General features: G+C 67.7%; 11 protein-coding genes and 2 pseudogenes. 6 read left to right on the forward strand and 7 right to left on the reverse strand.

Annotated elements, in window-relative coordinates; translation table 11 throughout:
* The 4 genes from ACZ6TI_RS34905 to ACZ6TI_RS34920 form a co-directional block, all read right to left on the reverse strand.
* The coding region (locus ACZ6TI_RS34905) for a glycoside hydrolase family 3 protein (protein ID WP_465349489.1) at positions 1 to 1778 on the reverse strand (1778 nt) is incomplete at its 3' end.
* A gap of 32 nt (positions 1779 to 1810) precedes the next feature.
* Positions 1811 to 2668, reverse strand: a complete 858-nt coding sequence (locus ACZ6TI_RS34910) for a carbohydrate ABC transporter permease (RefSeq protein WP_465349490.1) — start codon at positions 2666 to 2668, stop codon at positions 1811 to 1813.
* Between the two features lie 5 nt (positions 2669 to 2673).
* On the reverse strand, positions 2674 to 3618 hold the full coding sequence (locus ACZ6TI_RS34915) for a carbohydrate ABC transporter permease (RefSeq protein ID WP_465349491.1): 945 nt from the start codon (positions 3616 to 3618) through the stop codon (positions 2674 to 2676).
* A 2-nt stretch (positions 3619 to 3620) separates the two neighbouring features.
* Positions 3621 to 4901, reverse strand: a complete 1281-nt coding sequence (locus tag ACZ6TI_RS34920) for a sugar ABC transporter substrate-binding protein (protein ID WP_465349492.1) — start codon at positions 4899 to 4901, stop codon at positions 3621 to 3623.
* Between the two features lie 459 nt (positions 4902 to 5360).
* Between ACZ6TI_RS34920 and ACZ6TI_RS34925 the strand changes: the two genes are divergently transcribed.
* On the forward strand, positions 5361 to 6359 hold the full coding sequence (locus ACZ6TI_RS34925; RefSeq protein ID WP_465349493.1) for an AraC family transcriptional regulator: 999 nt from the start codon (positions 5361 to 5363) through the stop codon (positions 6357 to 6359).
* A 128-nt stretch (positions 6360 to 6487) separates the two neighbouring features.
* The gene (locus ACZ6TI_RS34930; RefSeq protein ID WP_465349494.1) at positions 6488 to 8083 is read left to right on the forward strand and encodes an FAD-binding oxidoreductase; all 1596 of its coding nucleotides are present in this window, start codon (positions 6488 to 6490) and stop codon (positions 8081 to 8083) included.
* A 240-nt stretch (positions 8084 to 8323) separates the two neighbouring features.
* On the opposite strand, the gene ACZ6TI_RS34935 is transcribed toward ACZ6TI_RS34930, so the two are convergent.
* The 3 genes and pseudogenes from ACZ6TI_RS34935 to ACZ6TI_RS34945 form a co-directional block, all read right to left on the reverse strand.
* Entirely contained in the window at positions 8324 to 8827 is a 504-nt protein-coding gene (locus ACZ6TI_RS34935; protein ID WP_465349495.1) for an oxidoreductase C-terminal domain-containing protein, read from the reverse strand.
* 10 nt (positions 8828 to 8837) lie between these two features.
* A pseudogene (locus ACZ6TI_RS34940) lies at positions 8838 to 9188 on the reverse strand (electron transfer flavoprotein subunit beta/FixA family protein); the annotation flags it as partial.
* A 38-nt stretch (positions 9189 to 9226) separates the two neighbouring features.
* Positions 9227 to 9892, reverse strand: coding sequence for a TetR family transcriptional regulator (locus ACZ6TI_RS34945; RefSeq protein ID WP_465349496.1), 666 nt, complete (start codon positions 9890 to 9892; stop codon positions 9227 to 9229).
* Between the two features lie 43 nt (positions 9893 to 9935).
* Here ACZ6TI_RS34945 and ACZ6TI_RS34950 point away from each other — a divergent pair.
* From ACZ6TI_RS34950 to ACZ6TI_RS34965, 4 genes and pseudogenes are all read left to right on the forward strand, one after another.
* Positions 9936 to 11527, forward strand: a pseudogene (locus ACZ6TI_RS34950) (acyl-CoA mutase large subunit family protein).
* A 65-nt stretch (positions 11528 to 11592) separates the two neighbouring features.
* Positions 11593 to 13104 carry an acyl-CoA carboxylase subunit beta gene (locus ACZ6TI_RS34955; RefSeq protein ID WP_465349733.1) on the forward strand — a complete coding sequence of 504 codons (1512 nt, stop codon included), beginning with the start codon at positions 11593 to 11595 and terminating at the stop codon, positions 13102 to 13104.
* A 208-nt stretch (positions 13105 to 13312) separates the two neighbouring features.
* A complete protein-coding gene (locus ACZ6TI_RS34960) occupies positions 13313 to 15064 on the forward strand; it encodes an acetyl/propionyl/methylcrotonyl-CoA carboxylase subunit alpha (protein WP_465349734.1) in 1752 nt (583 codons plus the stop codon).
* Positions 15065 to 15321: 257 nt separating this feature from the next.
* Entirely contained in the window at positions 15322 to 16143 is an 822-nt protein-coding gene (locus ACZ6TI_RS34965; RefSeq protein ID WP_465349497.1) for a 2-keto-4-pentenoate hydratase, read from the forward strand.
* The last annotated feature ends 14 nt before the right edge of the window (positions 16144 to 16157 follow it).

The raw sequence follows: 16157 nt of genomic DNA on the forward strand, positions 1-16157 counted from the left end.
TCTGGGGGGTGGGGAGGGGGAGGAGGGTGGGGGCCAAACCCTTTGCCTTCGCCCGGGGTGGTGGCGCCGACCGGGAGTACCGCGCCCTCGCCCACCGAGGCCGCGGCGACGGCAGCGGCAATCCGGGCGTCGTCGCGCTCCGCCGATGCCACGGTGCCCAACGCCACCGATGCCGCATCGGCGACATGCCCCCGGCTGGCGAGGTCGTTGGTGATGGTGAGGGAGACTTGGCGCCCCTCCATCACCGCGATCGATTCGCTCAGCCGCGGAGGCGCGAGCAGCCCGGTGCCCATCACATCGTCGGCCGAGGCGAGCCTCCCGCCGACCAGCACCTCACCATCGACCCTGACTTCCACCCGGCCGATCGTCTCGACACCCAGTTCGACGTGGCCAGTGACCGCGGGGGTCCAGATCGTGCTGATCTCGAGCACCGACGCGTTCGCGGGCACGCCACCGGTCCAGACCAGGTGGGCGGCCACGCGGTGCTCGACCAGCGACTCGCGACCTTCGGCGTCGAGGAACCGGACTAGCACGCCGGGCTTCTCGGTGACCGGATCGATCAGGTCGTGAACTGTGAACGGCACCAGCCCACGGGTGACCGCGACTCCCGGGCTGTGGGTGACCCGGCTGTCCGGCAGCGCCTGGACGAGACCGTCGTAGGGATTGACGACCCGGTCGGGCACGACGAAAGCACTGCCGCCGCCCTGCGTCCGCGGGAGGACGGCTGCCTCACCGATCACCGCGACGGTAGCCGGCGGCGGGGACCACGGCAGCTCCCGCTCGTTGCGCAGCAGGACCATCGCGTCGCCGGCCGCCCTCCGCGCGAAGGCCCGGCCACCGCTGGAGGATGCCGGCCGACGCACGCCCGGTGGTAGATCTTTGAGCGCGCCCACCCGCCACGCCAGCCGCAGCAGCCGCAGCACCTTGTCGTCGATGGCTTCCTCGGACACTTCACCATCGCGGACGGCTCGCACGAGTGCGGGGCCCCAGGGACCGCGCGGGCCGGGCATGGCGAGATCCTGCCGGGCGCGGGCGGCGGCGACGGTGCTGCGCACCGCCGTCCAGTCGGAGACGACCACCCCGTCGAACTGCCACTCACCGCTCAGCGGCTCGGCGAGCAGTGGGCTTTCCGACATCGTCGTGCCGTTTACCGAGTTGTAGGCGGACATGACGCCCCACGCGCCGCCGAGCTTGACCGCGAGCTCGAACGGGACCAGATACAGCTCGCGCAGGGTGGTCTCGTCGACCACGACGTTGACGTGGAAGCGTTCGTCCTCGGAGTCGTTGCCGACGTAGTGCTTGGGCACCGCGGCGACCCCGCAGGCCTGTAGGCCCTGGATGTACGCGGCGGCCATCATGCCGGACAGGACGGGGTCCTCGGAGAATGCCTCGAAATGCCGTCCGCCCCGCGGTGAGCGGTGCATGTTGACGGTGGGGCCCAGCACGACGTCCACCCCCTTGCGCCGGGCCTCACCTGCGAGGATCACACCGTATTCCCGAGCGATCACCGGGTCCCAGGTCGCGGCCAGGGCCGTGCCGCTGGGAAGGTTCAGCGACGGGTCGCGTTCGTCCCAGGCGGCCCCGCGGACACCAGCCGGGCCGTCCGAGAGCACCATGCCGCGTAGCCCGATGGCGGGGATCGGTATCGTGCTCCAGAAGTCCGCACCGGTCAGCAGCGCGACCTTCTGATCGAGGTCGAGGCGGGCGAGCTTCGCGCGCAGATCCTCTTCGACATCCGGTTCGGTCCGGCCCGGGGTTACGGCGGCGGCGGGCTTCACGGCGATCCTCCAGGCTGGGGGCGGGACAGGGTTCACTTGATGCCGACCGAGGCGACGCTCTGCAGGAAGAACCGTTGCAGGGCGAGGAAGAAGACGACGACCGGGATGATCGCCAGCACCGACCCGGCCAGGAGGATTCCGTAGTTGGTCGCGTTCTCCCCGTGCGAGTACAGGGCGAGGGCAACCGGCAGCGTGTACTTCTCTTTCGTTTGCGCGGCCACTAGCGGCCACAAGAAGTTGTTCCAGGACATGAGGAACGTGAGGATGCTCAGCGTGGCCAGCGGCGGGCCGCACAGCGGCATGACGACCCGGGCGAAGATCCGGAACTCGCTCGCCCCGTCGATCCGGGCGGCCTCGATGAGGGACGTGGGAATCTCCGCCATGAACTGCCGCATCAGGAATACGCCGATCGGAATGGTCAGGAACGGCAGCACCAACGCGGAGTAGGTATTGATCATGCCGGCTTTGCTCACCAGGACGAACAATGGAACGAACGTCACGACATGGGGCACCATCAGCGTCAGCATGACCAGCAGGTAGAGCACCGACTTGCCCCGGAAATCGATCTTCGCGAGCGCATAGCCGATCATCGAGCAGAAGATGACGTTGCCGGCGACGGTGAACAACGCGACGACCACGCTGTTGACGAAGAACTGGCTGATGCCGTACTGGCTGAACCAGGCGGTGTAGTTCTCCAGCGTCGGCGCGTCGGGGAGAAGCCCGGTCGGGTTACGAAGCAGCTCGCCCTGCGTCTTGAACGAACCCAGCAGCATGTAGACGAACGGAACGAGGGTGAGGACGAATGCGATGGTCACGGCCAGGTAGGCGGCGGAACGACCCGGCCGCCATCGGCGCGGTCGCGGGGTCGAGGAGAGGGAAAGCTCGGTCACGGGAGTCAGGCCTTCCGTCGGAGCGCCCGGAACTGCAGCAAACTGAGTAGGGCGATGGCGACGAACAACACGTAGCTCGCCGCGGAGGCGTAGCCGTACTTGCCAAAGCCGAACTGGTTGTAGGTGAAGTAGGTGATCGACAGGGTGGAGCCGAGCGGGCCGCCCTGGGTCATCACGAACGGCTCGTCGAACAGTTGCAGATACCCGACCGAGAGCAGCACCGCCCCGACGAGAGCAGTGGGGCGAAGGATCGGAAGGGTGATGCGGGTGAATCGCTGCCATGGCCCCGCACCGTCGACCATGCCGGCCTCGAGGACCTCCTCCGGCACACTCTGCAGACCGGCCAGAAAGATGATCATCAGATTTCCGGCGTTGCGCCAGACGGCGAGCAGAATCAGGGACGGCATCGACCAGGTCGTGCTGTTCAGCCAGTCCGGTCCCTCGATGCCGACCAGCCCGAGGGCGGCGTTCAGGAGTCCGTCGTTCTGCAGGATGAACCGCCACACCACGGCCACGGCCACGATGCTCGTCACGACGGGAACGTAGAAGCCGACCCGGAAGACAGTCCGGAATCTCTTGATGGCGTTGTTGAGGGCGACGGCGAGTGCGAGACCGACGGCCATGGTGAGCGGGATGCCGATGACGACGAAGTACGCCGTGTTCCTCATCGACTGCAGGAACTGCGGGTCGTGGAAGAGCGCGGTGTACTGCTTGAGCCCGACGAACTCCACGGCGAACGGAGTGTCGGTGTCCGAACTGCTGAAGTCGGTGAACGACATGACGAACGACGCCACGATGGGCAGCATCACGAAGCAGACGAAGGCGATCACGAACGGTAGTGCCAGCACCCAGCCGGTGAGGTTCTCGCTGCGCCGCCGGCTCCCGGGCCGGCCCGCCGGCCTGGCGTCGCGACGGGCGCCCGGCCGGACGGGAGTGGTCGCGGCCGTCATGATCAGCTCGCCGTGCCGATGCCGGCGGCCTGGCTCTGCAGGGCCTTGGCCGCCTCCGGCGGTCTCGCCACGCCCTTGACAACCCGCTCCAGCTGGGTGTCTCCGGCGGCGCCGACCTGCGTCCAGGTCTTGAGCGCGGGTGGCGACTTCGTGTCCGTCAGCTGCACCTTGAACACGGCAAGCTTACTGTCGTCGGCCAGCTTCGGGCCGCTCCAGGCGCTCTGCACCGCGGGCAGATTGCCGGTCAGCTCGTAGAAGGCGGTTTGGGTTTCCGGCTGCGAGAGCCACTTCTGCAGCTTGCGGGCGGCATCCGGGTTCTTCGCCTTCTTGAACACGACCAGGTCGGAACCGCCAACGAAGGACGTCGAGCTGGACTGCGAGGGGATCCGCATGACGGCGTATTTGTCGGCGAAGCCGTCGCCGCCCGCCTTGTTCAGCAGACCGATCTCCTGCGGCGGCCCGATCAGCATCGGGGTGTCGCCGCTGACGAAGGCCGCCTCGGCGGCCCCGACCGCCGTCGACGCGTTCTTGTCCGCGATGCCCTCGGTGAAGAAGCTCTGGTAGTAGGTGAGCGCGTCGACCATCTGCGGCGAGTCGAGGGTCCAGGCCGATTGCTGCGCGTCCGTCAGGTTCGCGCCGGCCGACCAGGCAAAGGGCAGGAACGCCTGGAAGGAGTCGGTGCCGCCGGTCGGCAGGCGGACTCCCCACTTGGCGCCGGCCTTGTCCTGCATGGCCTTGGCCATGGCCTTGAACTGATCGCGGTTCGTCGGCGGCGTGCTGTATCCGGCGCGCTTGGCCAGATCGGTACGGTAGAAGATGACTCGCGTATCGACATACCACGGGACACCCGCGGCCCTGCCGTCCACAGTGGCCGCCTCCTTGGCCCCGGCGAACATGTCACTGGTGTCGATATCGCTCGCGGGCGTCTCGAACGCGTTCGCGAAGTCGGCCATGTAGGTGGTGCCCATCTGCGCGATGTCGGGCGTGACCCCGCCCGCGATCGCGGTCTGGTACTTCTGGTGAGCTGCGTCCCAGGGGATGCCGGTGACGTTGACCTTGACGCCCGGGTTCTCCGCCTCGAATGCCTTGACCAGCGTCGGCAGCGCGTCACCGGAAGCGCCCTGGGCCCACATCGTGATGGTGCCGCTCGCCTTGCCGGCGCCGACGGTCGCGGCGGCCGAGGAGGAGGTCTGTTCGGAATCCCGGCCGCACCCGCTCAGCAGAAGCGCGGTGACGGCCACGACCGTGGAGACGGCGGATAAGCGTGCATGAAGACGGCGCATGGGTGTCCTCCGGAAAGGGGTCGAATCCGGCGCTGACCTGGAACGAGAGCCGTCAGCGGCGACGAATGTTACGCGCATAGATTACGTGTTGCGCAGAATCTACGCGCGTAACATTGGCGGCGTCAAGCGATGAGTCACGTCGTGTTTCATCCCAGCCGGATCGGGCGCACGCAACGTCGTCCGCATCCCGAGATCCGCACAGTCGCGTACTGAGCCGCTTTGACATTCGGCGTCGTGCCCGCATGGGCCGGAGGCGGACAAGGAGAAACCTGCCACAGTCCCGGCCAGACCGCAGAACTACTGCAATCCGGGCTACAACAGGTCACCGCGGGGATAGCCCGACCAACACTGCCAGCACCGGATGGGCCGCCCGGCCGCCGGTCAGGCACGTTTCGGCGATCGGGGTCACTGGCAACAGGAGCTTGTGCATCCTCGCGGCCGGGGTCATCATCGTGAATCATGAGCACCGTCGCTCGTCAGGGCCTCCCGACGCCGACGCCGGCTCCGGTCGGGATGCGCATCCCCAACATCGACGAGGCCCGAGCCCTGGGCGCGGATCTGTATCACGCCCACGACCTCGATGTGCACGGAGATCGCGCTCGCTTTGCCCTGCGGATCGAAGCGGTACGCACCGGCGCCCTCACGGTGGGCTGGCTGTCGTACGACACCGCGGTCCGGCTCAAAGCGGCCGCCCCCGAGTCGGCGTACCAGGTCAATGTGCCCATCGAGGGCATCCTGCTGGTCAACTCCGGCGATAAGCGGATCGTGGCCTCCCCCCGGCATGCGGCGGTACACCGCGCAGACCAGGGTCACACCCTGCAAGGATGGGACACCCCCTGCCGAAACTTCGCACTCAGGATCGACCGGCGGTACCTGGACCAACACCTGGGGAACCTGCTGGGGCACCCGGTGCGGGCCCCCATCGCCTTCGACCTGCCGCTCGACCTAAGCGCCGGCGCCGGCCGCCATTGGTGGGCCCTCGTCCAGGCCCTCGCAGGCCATCTGCACGACCCCGCCTGCGCGCCACCCCCTGCGCTCCTGACGGCGTCGCTGGAGCAGAGCGTCGTCACGGGTCTGCTCTTCGCGGCCGGGCACGAATACCGTGCCGAGTTGGAGGCGCCGGTGCGACAAGCTCGGCCCGGAGCAGTGCGCAGGGCGGTGGACTTCATCGAGAGCCGGCCAGAACTACCCCTCACCGTCGGTGACATCGCCGGCACCGCCGGGGTGGGCATTCGCGCCCTGCAGGAAGGCTTCCGGCAAGCCATGGGCACCACGCCCATGCACTACCTACGCGACGTCCGGCTCGCCCGGACACGGCAGGAACTACTGGAAGCAGACGGGAAAACGGAGAGCGTCACCGAGATCGCCTACCACTGGGGCTTCGCCCACCTGGGGCGGTTTGCGGCACATTACCGTCAGACGTACGGAGAATCGCCCTCCGACACCCTGCACCGCTGATCGACAGACTCGTTCCCCTCATTTCCGCCACGCTTTCTGCTGCGTGTTGCGGATTGCCGCGTTCCCGCCGCCGGGCCGACGATCACCGCACAGTCACAACGACGTCCGGTCGGTGAGGAGCCCCAGCCATGACCAGCGCATCCATCCCCCGTACCCTTCCGCTCAGTCTCGACGAGAAGCAGTTCGACGAAGCCCTCTCCCGATTCCGGAAAGCGGTGGGCGAGGCACACGTTCTCACTGAAGCCACCGCCCTGGAAGCCTTCCGCGACCCGTACCCGGTCGGCGCGGAACCCACGGACGCGGCCTCCGCGGTCGTCTGTCCCGGTGACACCGCACAGGTGCAGGACATCGTCCGCATCGCCAACGAGTACGGAATCCCGCTGTCGCCCGTATCCACCGGCAAGAACAACGGCTACGGCGGTGCCTCTCCAAGGCTGCCCGGCTCCGTCGTGGTCAACACCGGCGCCCGGATGAACCGCATCTTGGAGGTCAACGAGCGGTTCGGCTGCGCGTTGCTGGAGCCCGGCGTGACCTACTTCGATCTGGCCAAGTATCTCGAGGACACCAACAGCACGCTCATGCTCGACTGTCCGGACCTCGGCTGGGGCAGCGTCGTCGGCAACACCCTGGACCGCGGTGTCGGCTACACGCCCTACGGCGACCACTTCATGTGGCAAAGTGGACTCGAGGTCGTACTGCCCCTGGGCGAGGTCATGCGCACCGGCATGGGCGCCGTGCCCGGCAGCAACACCTGGCAGTTGTTCCCGTACGGCTTCGGCCCGTTCCCGGACGGCATGTTCACCCAATCCAACTTGGGCATCGTCACCAAGATGGGCATCGCACTCATGCAACGTCCACCGGCATCACTCACCTACCTGATCACATTCGAGAACGAAAACGATCTCGAACAGATCGTCGACATCATGCTGCCACTACGCATCAACATGGCGCCGATCCAGAACGTCCCCGTGCTGCGCAACATCATCATGGACGCGGCGGCAGTCTCCAAGCGCACGGACTGGTACGACGGCGACGGACCGCTGCCCGCCGAGGCCATCCAGCGGATGAAGGCCGAACTCAATCTCGGGCACTGGAACTTCTACGGCACCCTGTACGGTCCTCCACCGGTCATCGACGCCTACTACGGAATGATCAAGGTAGCCTTTGGTCAGATCCCCGGAGCGAGGTTCTACACCAACGAAGACCGCAACGATCGCGGCGGCCACGTCCTGCAGGACCGCCACAAAATCAACAACGGCGTGCCCAGTCTCGACGAACTGGCACTGCTCGACTTCATCCCCAACGGCGGACACATCTGCTTCTCCCCCGTCTCGGCCCCCGACGGCAGAGACGCCCTGCGCCAGGCCCAGATGGTCAAGCAGCGCGCCGACGAATACAACAAGGACTACGCCGCCCAGTTCATCGTCGGTCTGCGGGAGATGCATCACATCTGCCTGTTCCCATACAACACCGCCGACCCGACAGCGCGCCAGGAAACCCTGGACATGACGAAGGTTCTCGTCCGAGAAGCCGCCGCCGAAGGATACGGCGAATACCGCACCCACAACGCCCTGATGGACGACGTCATGGCCACCTATAACTGGGGAGACGGCGCGCTGCTGAAATTTCACCAAACCATCAAGGACGCCCTCGACCCCAACGGCATCATCGCCCCCGGAAAGTCAGGTGTATGGCCGGCCAAATACCGCGGCCAAGGCCTGTAGGCCCTTCTTTCGGATGAACCGGGCCACAACATCCGGCTCACGCACGCTTGGCCTTCCCACTTCCGCTGCGGTGCGCCGGTGCGATGGATCGCGGGTTTCCCTAGGCCATACCGGCCGTCCAATCCAGACCGGCGGCGTCGAGGCGCTCGTGTCCTCCAGGTCCATCAAGCCCGGCAGTGATCGGCGAGCCCGATGAAACGGGCTCGTCGGCTTACGTCTGGGCCACAAGCCCTTTCAGCGCTACATCGGTAGCTGCGGCCCTGTCCCGCGGCAGGGTCGCGCCGTCGGCGAGTGCTTCCGGAGGGTCAGGAAGTCCGCGGAGGCGTTGAGGCACTCGGCTGCGACGAGGCGCTCACCGCGGTAGCGCAATGCTATGTGCTGCGCTGGGCGCTTGCCGGGCCGCACCAACACGTCGTCGCCGGCTCGGGCCAGGCCGGCGATCTGCAATTTCAGCGCGCCCTGATGGGACCAGAACCACGGCACGCTGCGGTAGGAGCGGGGCTTGCCGACGAGGGTCGTCGCGGCGGCTTTGGCCTGCTCGACGGCGTTGTCGACGCTTTCGAGGCGAAGCCGCGTGCCGGAGGAGTTCGGAGAGGGGTCGGGCAGGTTGGCGCAGTCGCCGATCGCGACGGTGTGCCCGTCGGAGGCGACCGAGCATTGGTCCACCAGTACTCCGGTGTGGCATTGCAGGCCGGCGGCGCGGGCGAGGTCGTCGCGTGGGCGGGCGCCGATGCCGATCAGCACGAGGTCGGCCGGCGCCGCACAGGATCAGATCGGCGTTCAGGGTGCCCAGGGCGGCGGCGAGAACCTTGGAGGTGGCGACCGCGCAGGAGCCGTGCAACGCCTCGTCGGTGATGTGCACGGCCTTGTCCGGACCCATCGACAATGCCTTACGGATCGACTCGGCGGCACGCTCGGGGCCCATCGTCAGGACGGTCACCTCACCACCGTGCGCCTCCTTGATCTTCAGCGCCTCCTCGATGGCGTACTCGTCCATCTCATTGATCACGTTGCTCGCTGACGCGCGGTCCACCACGGAATCAGATGTCAGGGTGCGCTCGGCGCCCGAGTCGGGCTCCTGCTTCACCAGTACGACGATGTTCATCGCGGTCATTACCTCCAGGTGGTGCGCAGTTGGACAGGTCAGGAGTCGCCGACACGCGCGATCAGCGGTGCCACCAGCTCGGTCACCGTTGCCAGGGCCTCGTCGAGAGCTGGGTGCGCGTCCGTCGCGCCGCCGGATCGCAACCATCGCCGCAGCACCTCGTTGTGCGCGGCGACGAACGATGCGGCTGCCACATGAGCGGCTAGCGCGGCCGCCGAAGTGTCGGGGAGTCGGCTGCGCAGGTAGTCGCTCAATGTCCGTTCGTATCGGGCGACGCTGGCGACCTCACGATCCCGCAGAGCGGCAACGACGCGAGTGAGGCGGTATCTGGCGATGGTGCGTTCCGGTGTTGTCATGAAGGTTTCGAAGATCAGCCGTGTCGCCTCCGCCACCGTGGAGACCGGTTCGGTGGCCGCCGAGGAGCCCAGATACCAATGCACCTTCTCCAACACGGAGTCGTGGTCGGGGAAGATGACGTCCTCTTTGGAGGAGAAGTGCCGAAAGAAGGTCCGGCGACCGACCCCCGCGGACGCTGCGATCTCGTCGATCGTGGTCTTCTCGTATCCCTTTGCCGTGAACAGCCGGAACGCGGCCGCCGCGAGTCGCTCGCGAACGGGTTCGAGGATCGCTGGTGCGGTGATGGAGACGTCCTGTTGCATGGTCCACCATAACACGGTCGCCTCCCAGTGCCATCCCTCTGACATCAAGTGCTTGATCTTTGGCACTCAGTGCCGCTATGTTCGATGCATGGCCACCACCCCACCGGCGCGCACCGAGTCCGGGCTCCCGGTCGCCGCGGTTTACGACGCGGCTTCACTGGACCGTTTCGATCCGCGGGTCCAGATGGGGGAACCGGGTAGCTATCCGTTCACTCGTGGGGTCTATCCCAAGATGTACACGGAACGGCCCTGGACGATGCGCCAGTACGCCGGATTCGGGACGGCCACGCAGTCCAACGAGCGCTCCACCAGCTCGTCAAGGCCGGCACCGGCGGCTTGTCAGTCGCGTTCGACCTGCCGACCCAGATGGGCTACGACTCCGACGAGCCGATCGCCCAGGGCGAGGTCGGCAAGGTCGGCGTCGCCGTCGACTGCCTCGACGACATGCGCGTCCTCTTCCAAGGCCTGCCCCTCGACCGGATCAGCACCTCGATGACGATCAACGCGCCGGCGTCCTCGCTGCTGTTGCTCTATGAGCTGGTGGCAGCCGATCACGGGATCGCCGGTCATCAGCTGACCGGCACGATTCAGAACGACGTGCTCAAGGAGTACATCGCCCGGGGCACGTACATCTATCCGCCGGCCGCCTCGCTCCGGCTGATCAGCGACATCTTCGCCTACTGCCACCGAGAACTCCCGCGCTGGAACACGATCTCCATCTCCGGCTATCACATGGCCGAGGCGGGCGCCACGCCGGTGCAGGAGATCGCGTTCACGCTGGCCAACGCCAATGAATACGTCCGTACGGCCATCGCCGCCGGCCTCGAAGTTGACGAATTCGCACCCCGGTTGTCGTTCTTCTTCGTCGCGCGCACCACTTTGCTGGAGGAAGTGGCGAAGTTTCGGGCCGCCCGCCGGATCTGGGCGCGCATCATGCGGGAAGAGTTCGGCGCCCGGAACCCGAAAAGCCAGATGCTGCGCTTCCACACCCAGACCGCCGGCGTGCAGCTGACTGCCCAGCAGCCCGAGGTCAACCTCGTCCGGGTGGCGATGCAGGGCCTGGCCGCGGTGCTGGGCGGCACGCAGAGCCTGCACACCAATTCGTACGACGAAGCGATCGCGCTGCCCACCCAGAAAGCGGCCCGGCTGGCGTTACGCACCCAGCAGGTCATCGCCTACGAGACGGACGTGACCAGGACGGTCGACCCGTTCGCGGGTTCCTACGCCATCGAGTCGATGACCGACGCCGTGGAGGCCGCCGCGCTGGAGCTCATCCAGGAGGTGGAGGATCGCGGCGGCGCCGTGGCGGCAATCGAAGAGGGCTTCCAGAAGAGCGAGATCGAACGGTCGGCGTACCAGGTCGCTCTCGAGATCGAGCAGCACGACCGGACGGTGGTGGGACTCAACCGGTACGCGCTGGACGAGGAGGAGCCGTGCACGCCATTGCGCGTCGACCCGACGATCGAGGCCGGCCAGCGCGAGCGGCTGACCGTGCTGCGCCGCGAGCGGGACAACCAGGCCGTCTCCCGTGCGCTCGACGAGCTGCGAGTCACGGCTTCCGGCACGGACAACGTGCTGCCGCCGATGCGCGAGGCGCTCGGCCTGCGTGCCACGGTCGGCGAGGTCAGTCACGCGTTGCGGGACGTGTGGGGCGTGCACGTGCCACAGGACCGGTTCTGAGAGGACATCGGGTGACCCTCGATATTCATACGACCGCGGGCAAGCTGGCCGATCTCGAACGGCGCATGGACGAGGCCGCACACGCCGGTTCCGCCCGCGCGGTGGAGAAGCAGCACGCCCGGGGCAAGAAGACCGCCCGGGAGCGGATCGCGATGCTGCTCGACGAGGGCTCGTTCGTCGAGCTGGACGAGCTGGCCCGGCACCGGTCGACCAACTTCGGGCTGGAGAAGAACCGGCCGTACGGCGACGGCGTGGTCACCGGGCACGGCACCGTCGACGGCCGCCAGGTGTGCGTGTTCTCGCAGGACTTCACGGTGTTCGGCGGCTCGCTGGGCGAGGTCTTCGGCGAGAAGATCGTCAAGGTGCTCGACCTGGCCATGAAGATCGGCTGCCCGGTGATCGGCATCAACGACTCCGGCGGCGCGCGCATCCAGGAGGGCGTGGTCGCGCTCGGCCTGTACGCCGACATCTTCTTCCGCAACGTCCGGGCCAGCGGCGTCATCCCGCAGATCTCGCTGATCATGGGACCGTGCGCCGGCGGCGCCGTGTACTCCCCCGCCATCACCGACTTCACCGTGATGGTCGACCAGACCTCACACATGTTCATCACCGGCCCCGACGTCATCCGCACGGTCACCGGCGAGGACGTCGGCATGGAGGAACTGGGCGGCGCCCGCACCCACAACAGCCGCAGCGGCAACGCCCACTACATGGCGTCCGACGAGGACGACGCGATCGACTACGTGTGCGCCCTGCTGTCGTACCTGCCGAGCAACAACCTCGACGAACCCACCACCTTCGACGTGCCCGCCGAGCTCGACCCCAACGAGAACGACCTGGCCCTGGACGCCCTGATCCCGGACTCGGCGAACCAGCCCTACGACATCCACCGGGTAATCGAGGCCGTGGTCGAGGACTTCCTCGAAGTGCAGCCCCTGTACGCCCAGAACATCGTGATCGGCTTCGGTCGCGTCGAGGGCCGGCCGGTCGGCGTCGTCGCGAACCAGCCGATGCACTTCGCCGGCACCCTGGACATCGCGGCCTCCGAGAAGGCCGCCCGGTTCGTGCGCACCTGCGACGCCTTCAACATTCCGGTGCTGACGTTCGTCGACGTGCCCGGCTTCCTGCCCGGCACCGGCCAGGAGTGGGACGGCATCATCCGCCGCGGCGCCAAACTCATCTACGCGTACGCCGAGGCCACCGTGCCCAAGGTCACCGTGATCACCCGCAAGGCCTACGGCGGCGCGTACGACGTCATGGGCTCGAAGCACCTCGGCGCGGACATGAACTTCGCCTGGCCCACCGCGCAGATCGCCGTGATGGGCGCCCAGGGCGCGGTCAACATCCTCTACCGCGGCGAGCTGGCCGCCGCCGACGACCCGGCCGCGCTGCGCACCGAGCTGATCAACGAGTACGAGGACACGCTGGCCAACCCGTACATCGCCGCGGAACGCGGATACGTGGACGCGGTCATCCCGCCGTCCCAGACCCGCGCCCAGGTCACCCGCGCGCTACGGACGCTCCGGACGAAGCGCGAAACCCTGCCGCCGAAGAAGCACGGCAACATCCCGCTGTGAATACCGTCGTCGTGCGCGGCGCTCCCACGCCCGCTGAACTCGCCGCCCTGCTTGTGGTTGTCGCGCGCCTCCCGGGTCGGGAAACGAGCCGTGCCGCGGCACGCCCCGTCTGGGCGGCGCCACGTCGGTGGTCCCGTCAACACCCCAGCTGGCGTACGTCCGCGCTGCCCCGCTGATCCACCGACCGCTGCCCGAGGGAGTCACCGTGCTGAGCAAAGTGCTGATCGCCAACCGTGGTGAGATCGCGGTTCGTATCGCCCGCGCGTGCCGCGACGAGGGCCTCGGCTCGGTCGCCGTCTACGCCGACCCGGACCGCGACGCCATGCACGTCAAGCTGGCCGACGAGGCGTTCGCCCTGCGCGGGAGCACCGCCGCCGAGTCCTACCTCGCGCAGGACAAATTGCTGGACGCCGCCCGCCGGTCGGGGGCTGACGCCGTACACCCGGGTTATGGGTTCCTCGCGGAGAACGCGTCGTTCGCGAAGGCAGTCCTCGACGCCGGGCTTACCTGGATCGGGCCGTCTCCGGAGGCGATCGACGCGCTCGGCGACAAGGTCACGGCTCGGCACATCGCGGCTCGGGCCGGCGCCCCGCTGGTGCCAGGCACGCCGGGCCCGGTGGCGAATGCGGAAGAGGTGATCGCGTTCGCCAAGGAACACGGACTTCCAGTGGCCATCAAGGCGGCATTCGGCGGCGGGGGTCGTGGGCTGAAGGTCGCCCGCACCATGGCCGAGATCGCCGACCTGTTCGAATCCGCGACCCGGGAAGCGGTGGCGGCATTCGGGCGCGGTGAATGTTTCGTGGAGCGCTATCTCGACAAGCCACGCCACGTCGAGACCCAATGCCTCGCAGACATCCACGGCAACGTCGTCGTCGTCTCCACCCGGGACTGCACGTTACAGCGTCGCCATCAGAAGCTGGTCGAAGAGGCTCCCGCGCCCTTCCTCACCGCAGCGCAGAACACGAAGCTCATCCACGCGTCGAAGGCCATCCTCCGCCAGGCCGGCTACCACGGCGCAGGGACATGCGAGTTCCTCATCGGACAGGACGGCACCATCTCGTTCCTCGAGGTCAACACCCGGCTACAGGTCGAGCATCCGGTCAGTGAGGAAGTCACCGGGATCGACCTCGTACGGGAGCAGTTTCGGATCGCCGAAGGCGAGCGGCTCGACTACGACGACCCCGTCCCCACACGGCACTCCCTCGAATTCCGGATCAACGGGGAGGACGCCGGGCGAGGCTTCCTGCCTGCCCCAGGCGTTATCACCGCTTTCCGCGCACCGTCCGGCCCCGGCGTCCGGGTCGACTCCGGCGTCGAAGCCGGCGACGTCATCGGTGGCGCCTTCGACTCGATGCTCGCCAAGCTGATCGTCACCGGCCGCGATCGCATCGAGGCCATGCAACGCGCGCGTCGGGCGCTGTCCGAGTTCACCGTCGAGGGCATGCCGACCGTGCTGCCGTTCCACCGGGCGATAGTCGACGACGAAGCGTTCGCCCCGGCCGACCCCGGCTGCCCATTCACCGTGCACACCGGTTGGATCGAGACCGAGTGGAACAACACCGTCACGCCGTATGCGACGCCGGTCAGCGAGGCACCCGCGGCAGCTGACCGGCAGACCTTCGTGGTGGAGGTCGACGGCCGGCGGCTCAAGGTCGTACTCCCGGAATCGGTCTCCGCCGGGCGCGCCCACGAACCGAAGGCCGCATCGAAGCGCAGCGGCCGCCGGGAACACCGGGCAACCACCTCCGGTGACACCCTCAACGCGCCGATGCAAGGCACCATCGTCAAGATCGCTGTCGTTGAGGGGCAGACCGTGGCGACCGGCGACCTGATTGCCGTTCTCGAGGCCATGAAGATGGAGCAGCCGCTGCACGCCCATCACGCCGGCACGGTCACCGGCATCGCCGTCGCGGTCGGCGACACCGTCGTCAACGGCTCGGTCGTGGCCACCATAGCTTGATCAGAGGCTCTCCAGCGCCGACCAGGTCCAGAGGCCCTGATCGGGACCTGCCGGGACGGCCAGGTGATGTCAGCGTGTGCTCCCGCCCACCGGGAGCCTGCGACGTCCGGCGCGCGGAAGCCGATGGGATCTGCTCCGGCACCCGCGTGTCGCAGGCCGGCTCCTTGTCACCCACGTCAGCACGGAGGATTTCTCATGCCGCACCGTTCCGTCGCTGTGGCGACGCGGGCATCGTCGCCGCTCGGCCAGGTCTCGGCGTGACGGCCTCCGAGACCATCAGCCCTGACGAAGGTGTCGCGGCGGCAGCAACCCGGCTGTGGGACGCGGCCCGCACGCGCACGCCCTGCTCCCCCGTCCGAGATCTGATCGGGGCCGCGGACCTCGACCGCGCATACGCCGTCCAGCAGGAGCTGGTCTCCCGAGCCGTGGCCTCCGGCGACGTCGTGGTGGGTCGCAAGATCGGCGCCACGAGCGCGGCTGTCCGGCAGCAGCTCGGGGTCGATCAGCCGGACTTCGGCGTCCTGCTGGCCGGCATGGACGTCTCGGCGTGCCCGGTTGTTCCGATGGGACGCCTGCTCCAGCCCAAGGCGGAGGCCGAGGTGGCGTTCATCCTCGGGGAGGACCTGACGGACGGGGTCTTCGACACCGGCCGCGTCAGACGTGCCGTCGCCTCGGTGCTCGCGGCGGTCGAGATCGTCGACTCGCGCATCGCCGGCTGGGATATCAGCTTCGCCGACACCGTCGCGGACAACGCGTCGAGCGGCCTGTTCGTCCTCGGCCGCGAGCGGCGTCCGCTCAGCGAGGTCGAGCCGGTCGCGATCGAGATGACGATGCGGGTCAACGGCGCCGAGGTCTCCACCGGCAACGGGGCCGCCTGTCTCGGCGACCCGCTCAACGCCCTCGCCTGGCTCGCGGAGCAGACCCACCGCTACGGCGCTCCGCTGCTCGCGGGGCAGCTCGTGCTGTCCGGTGCTCTCGGCCCCATGTGCACCGTGAATTCCGGCGACCGGGTCGAGGTTGCGCTGTCCGGGTTCGACCCGCTCACCGTCGTGTTCGGCCAAGAGGAGGAAGGCGAGTGACGCCTGTGGACGAG

Source organism: Actinoplanes sp. NPDC051388, assembly GCF_055586225.1.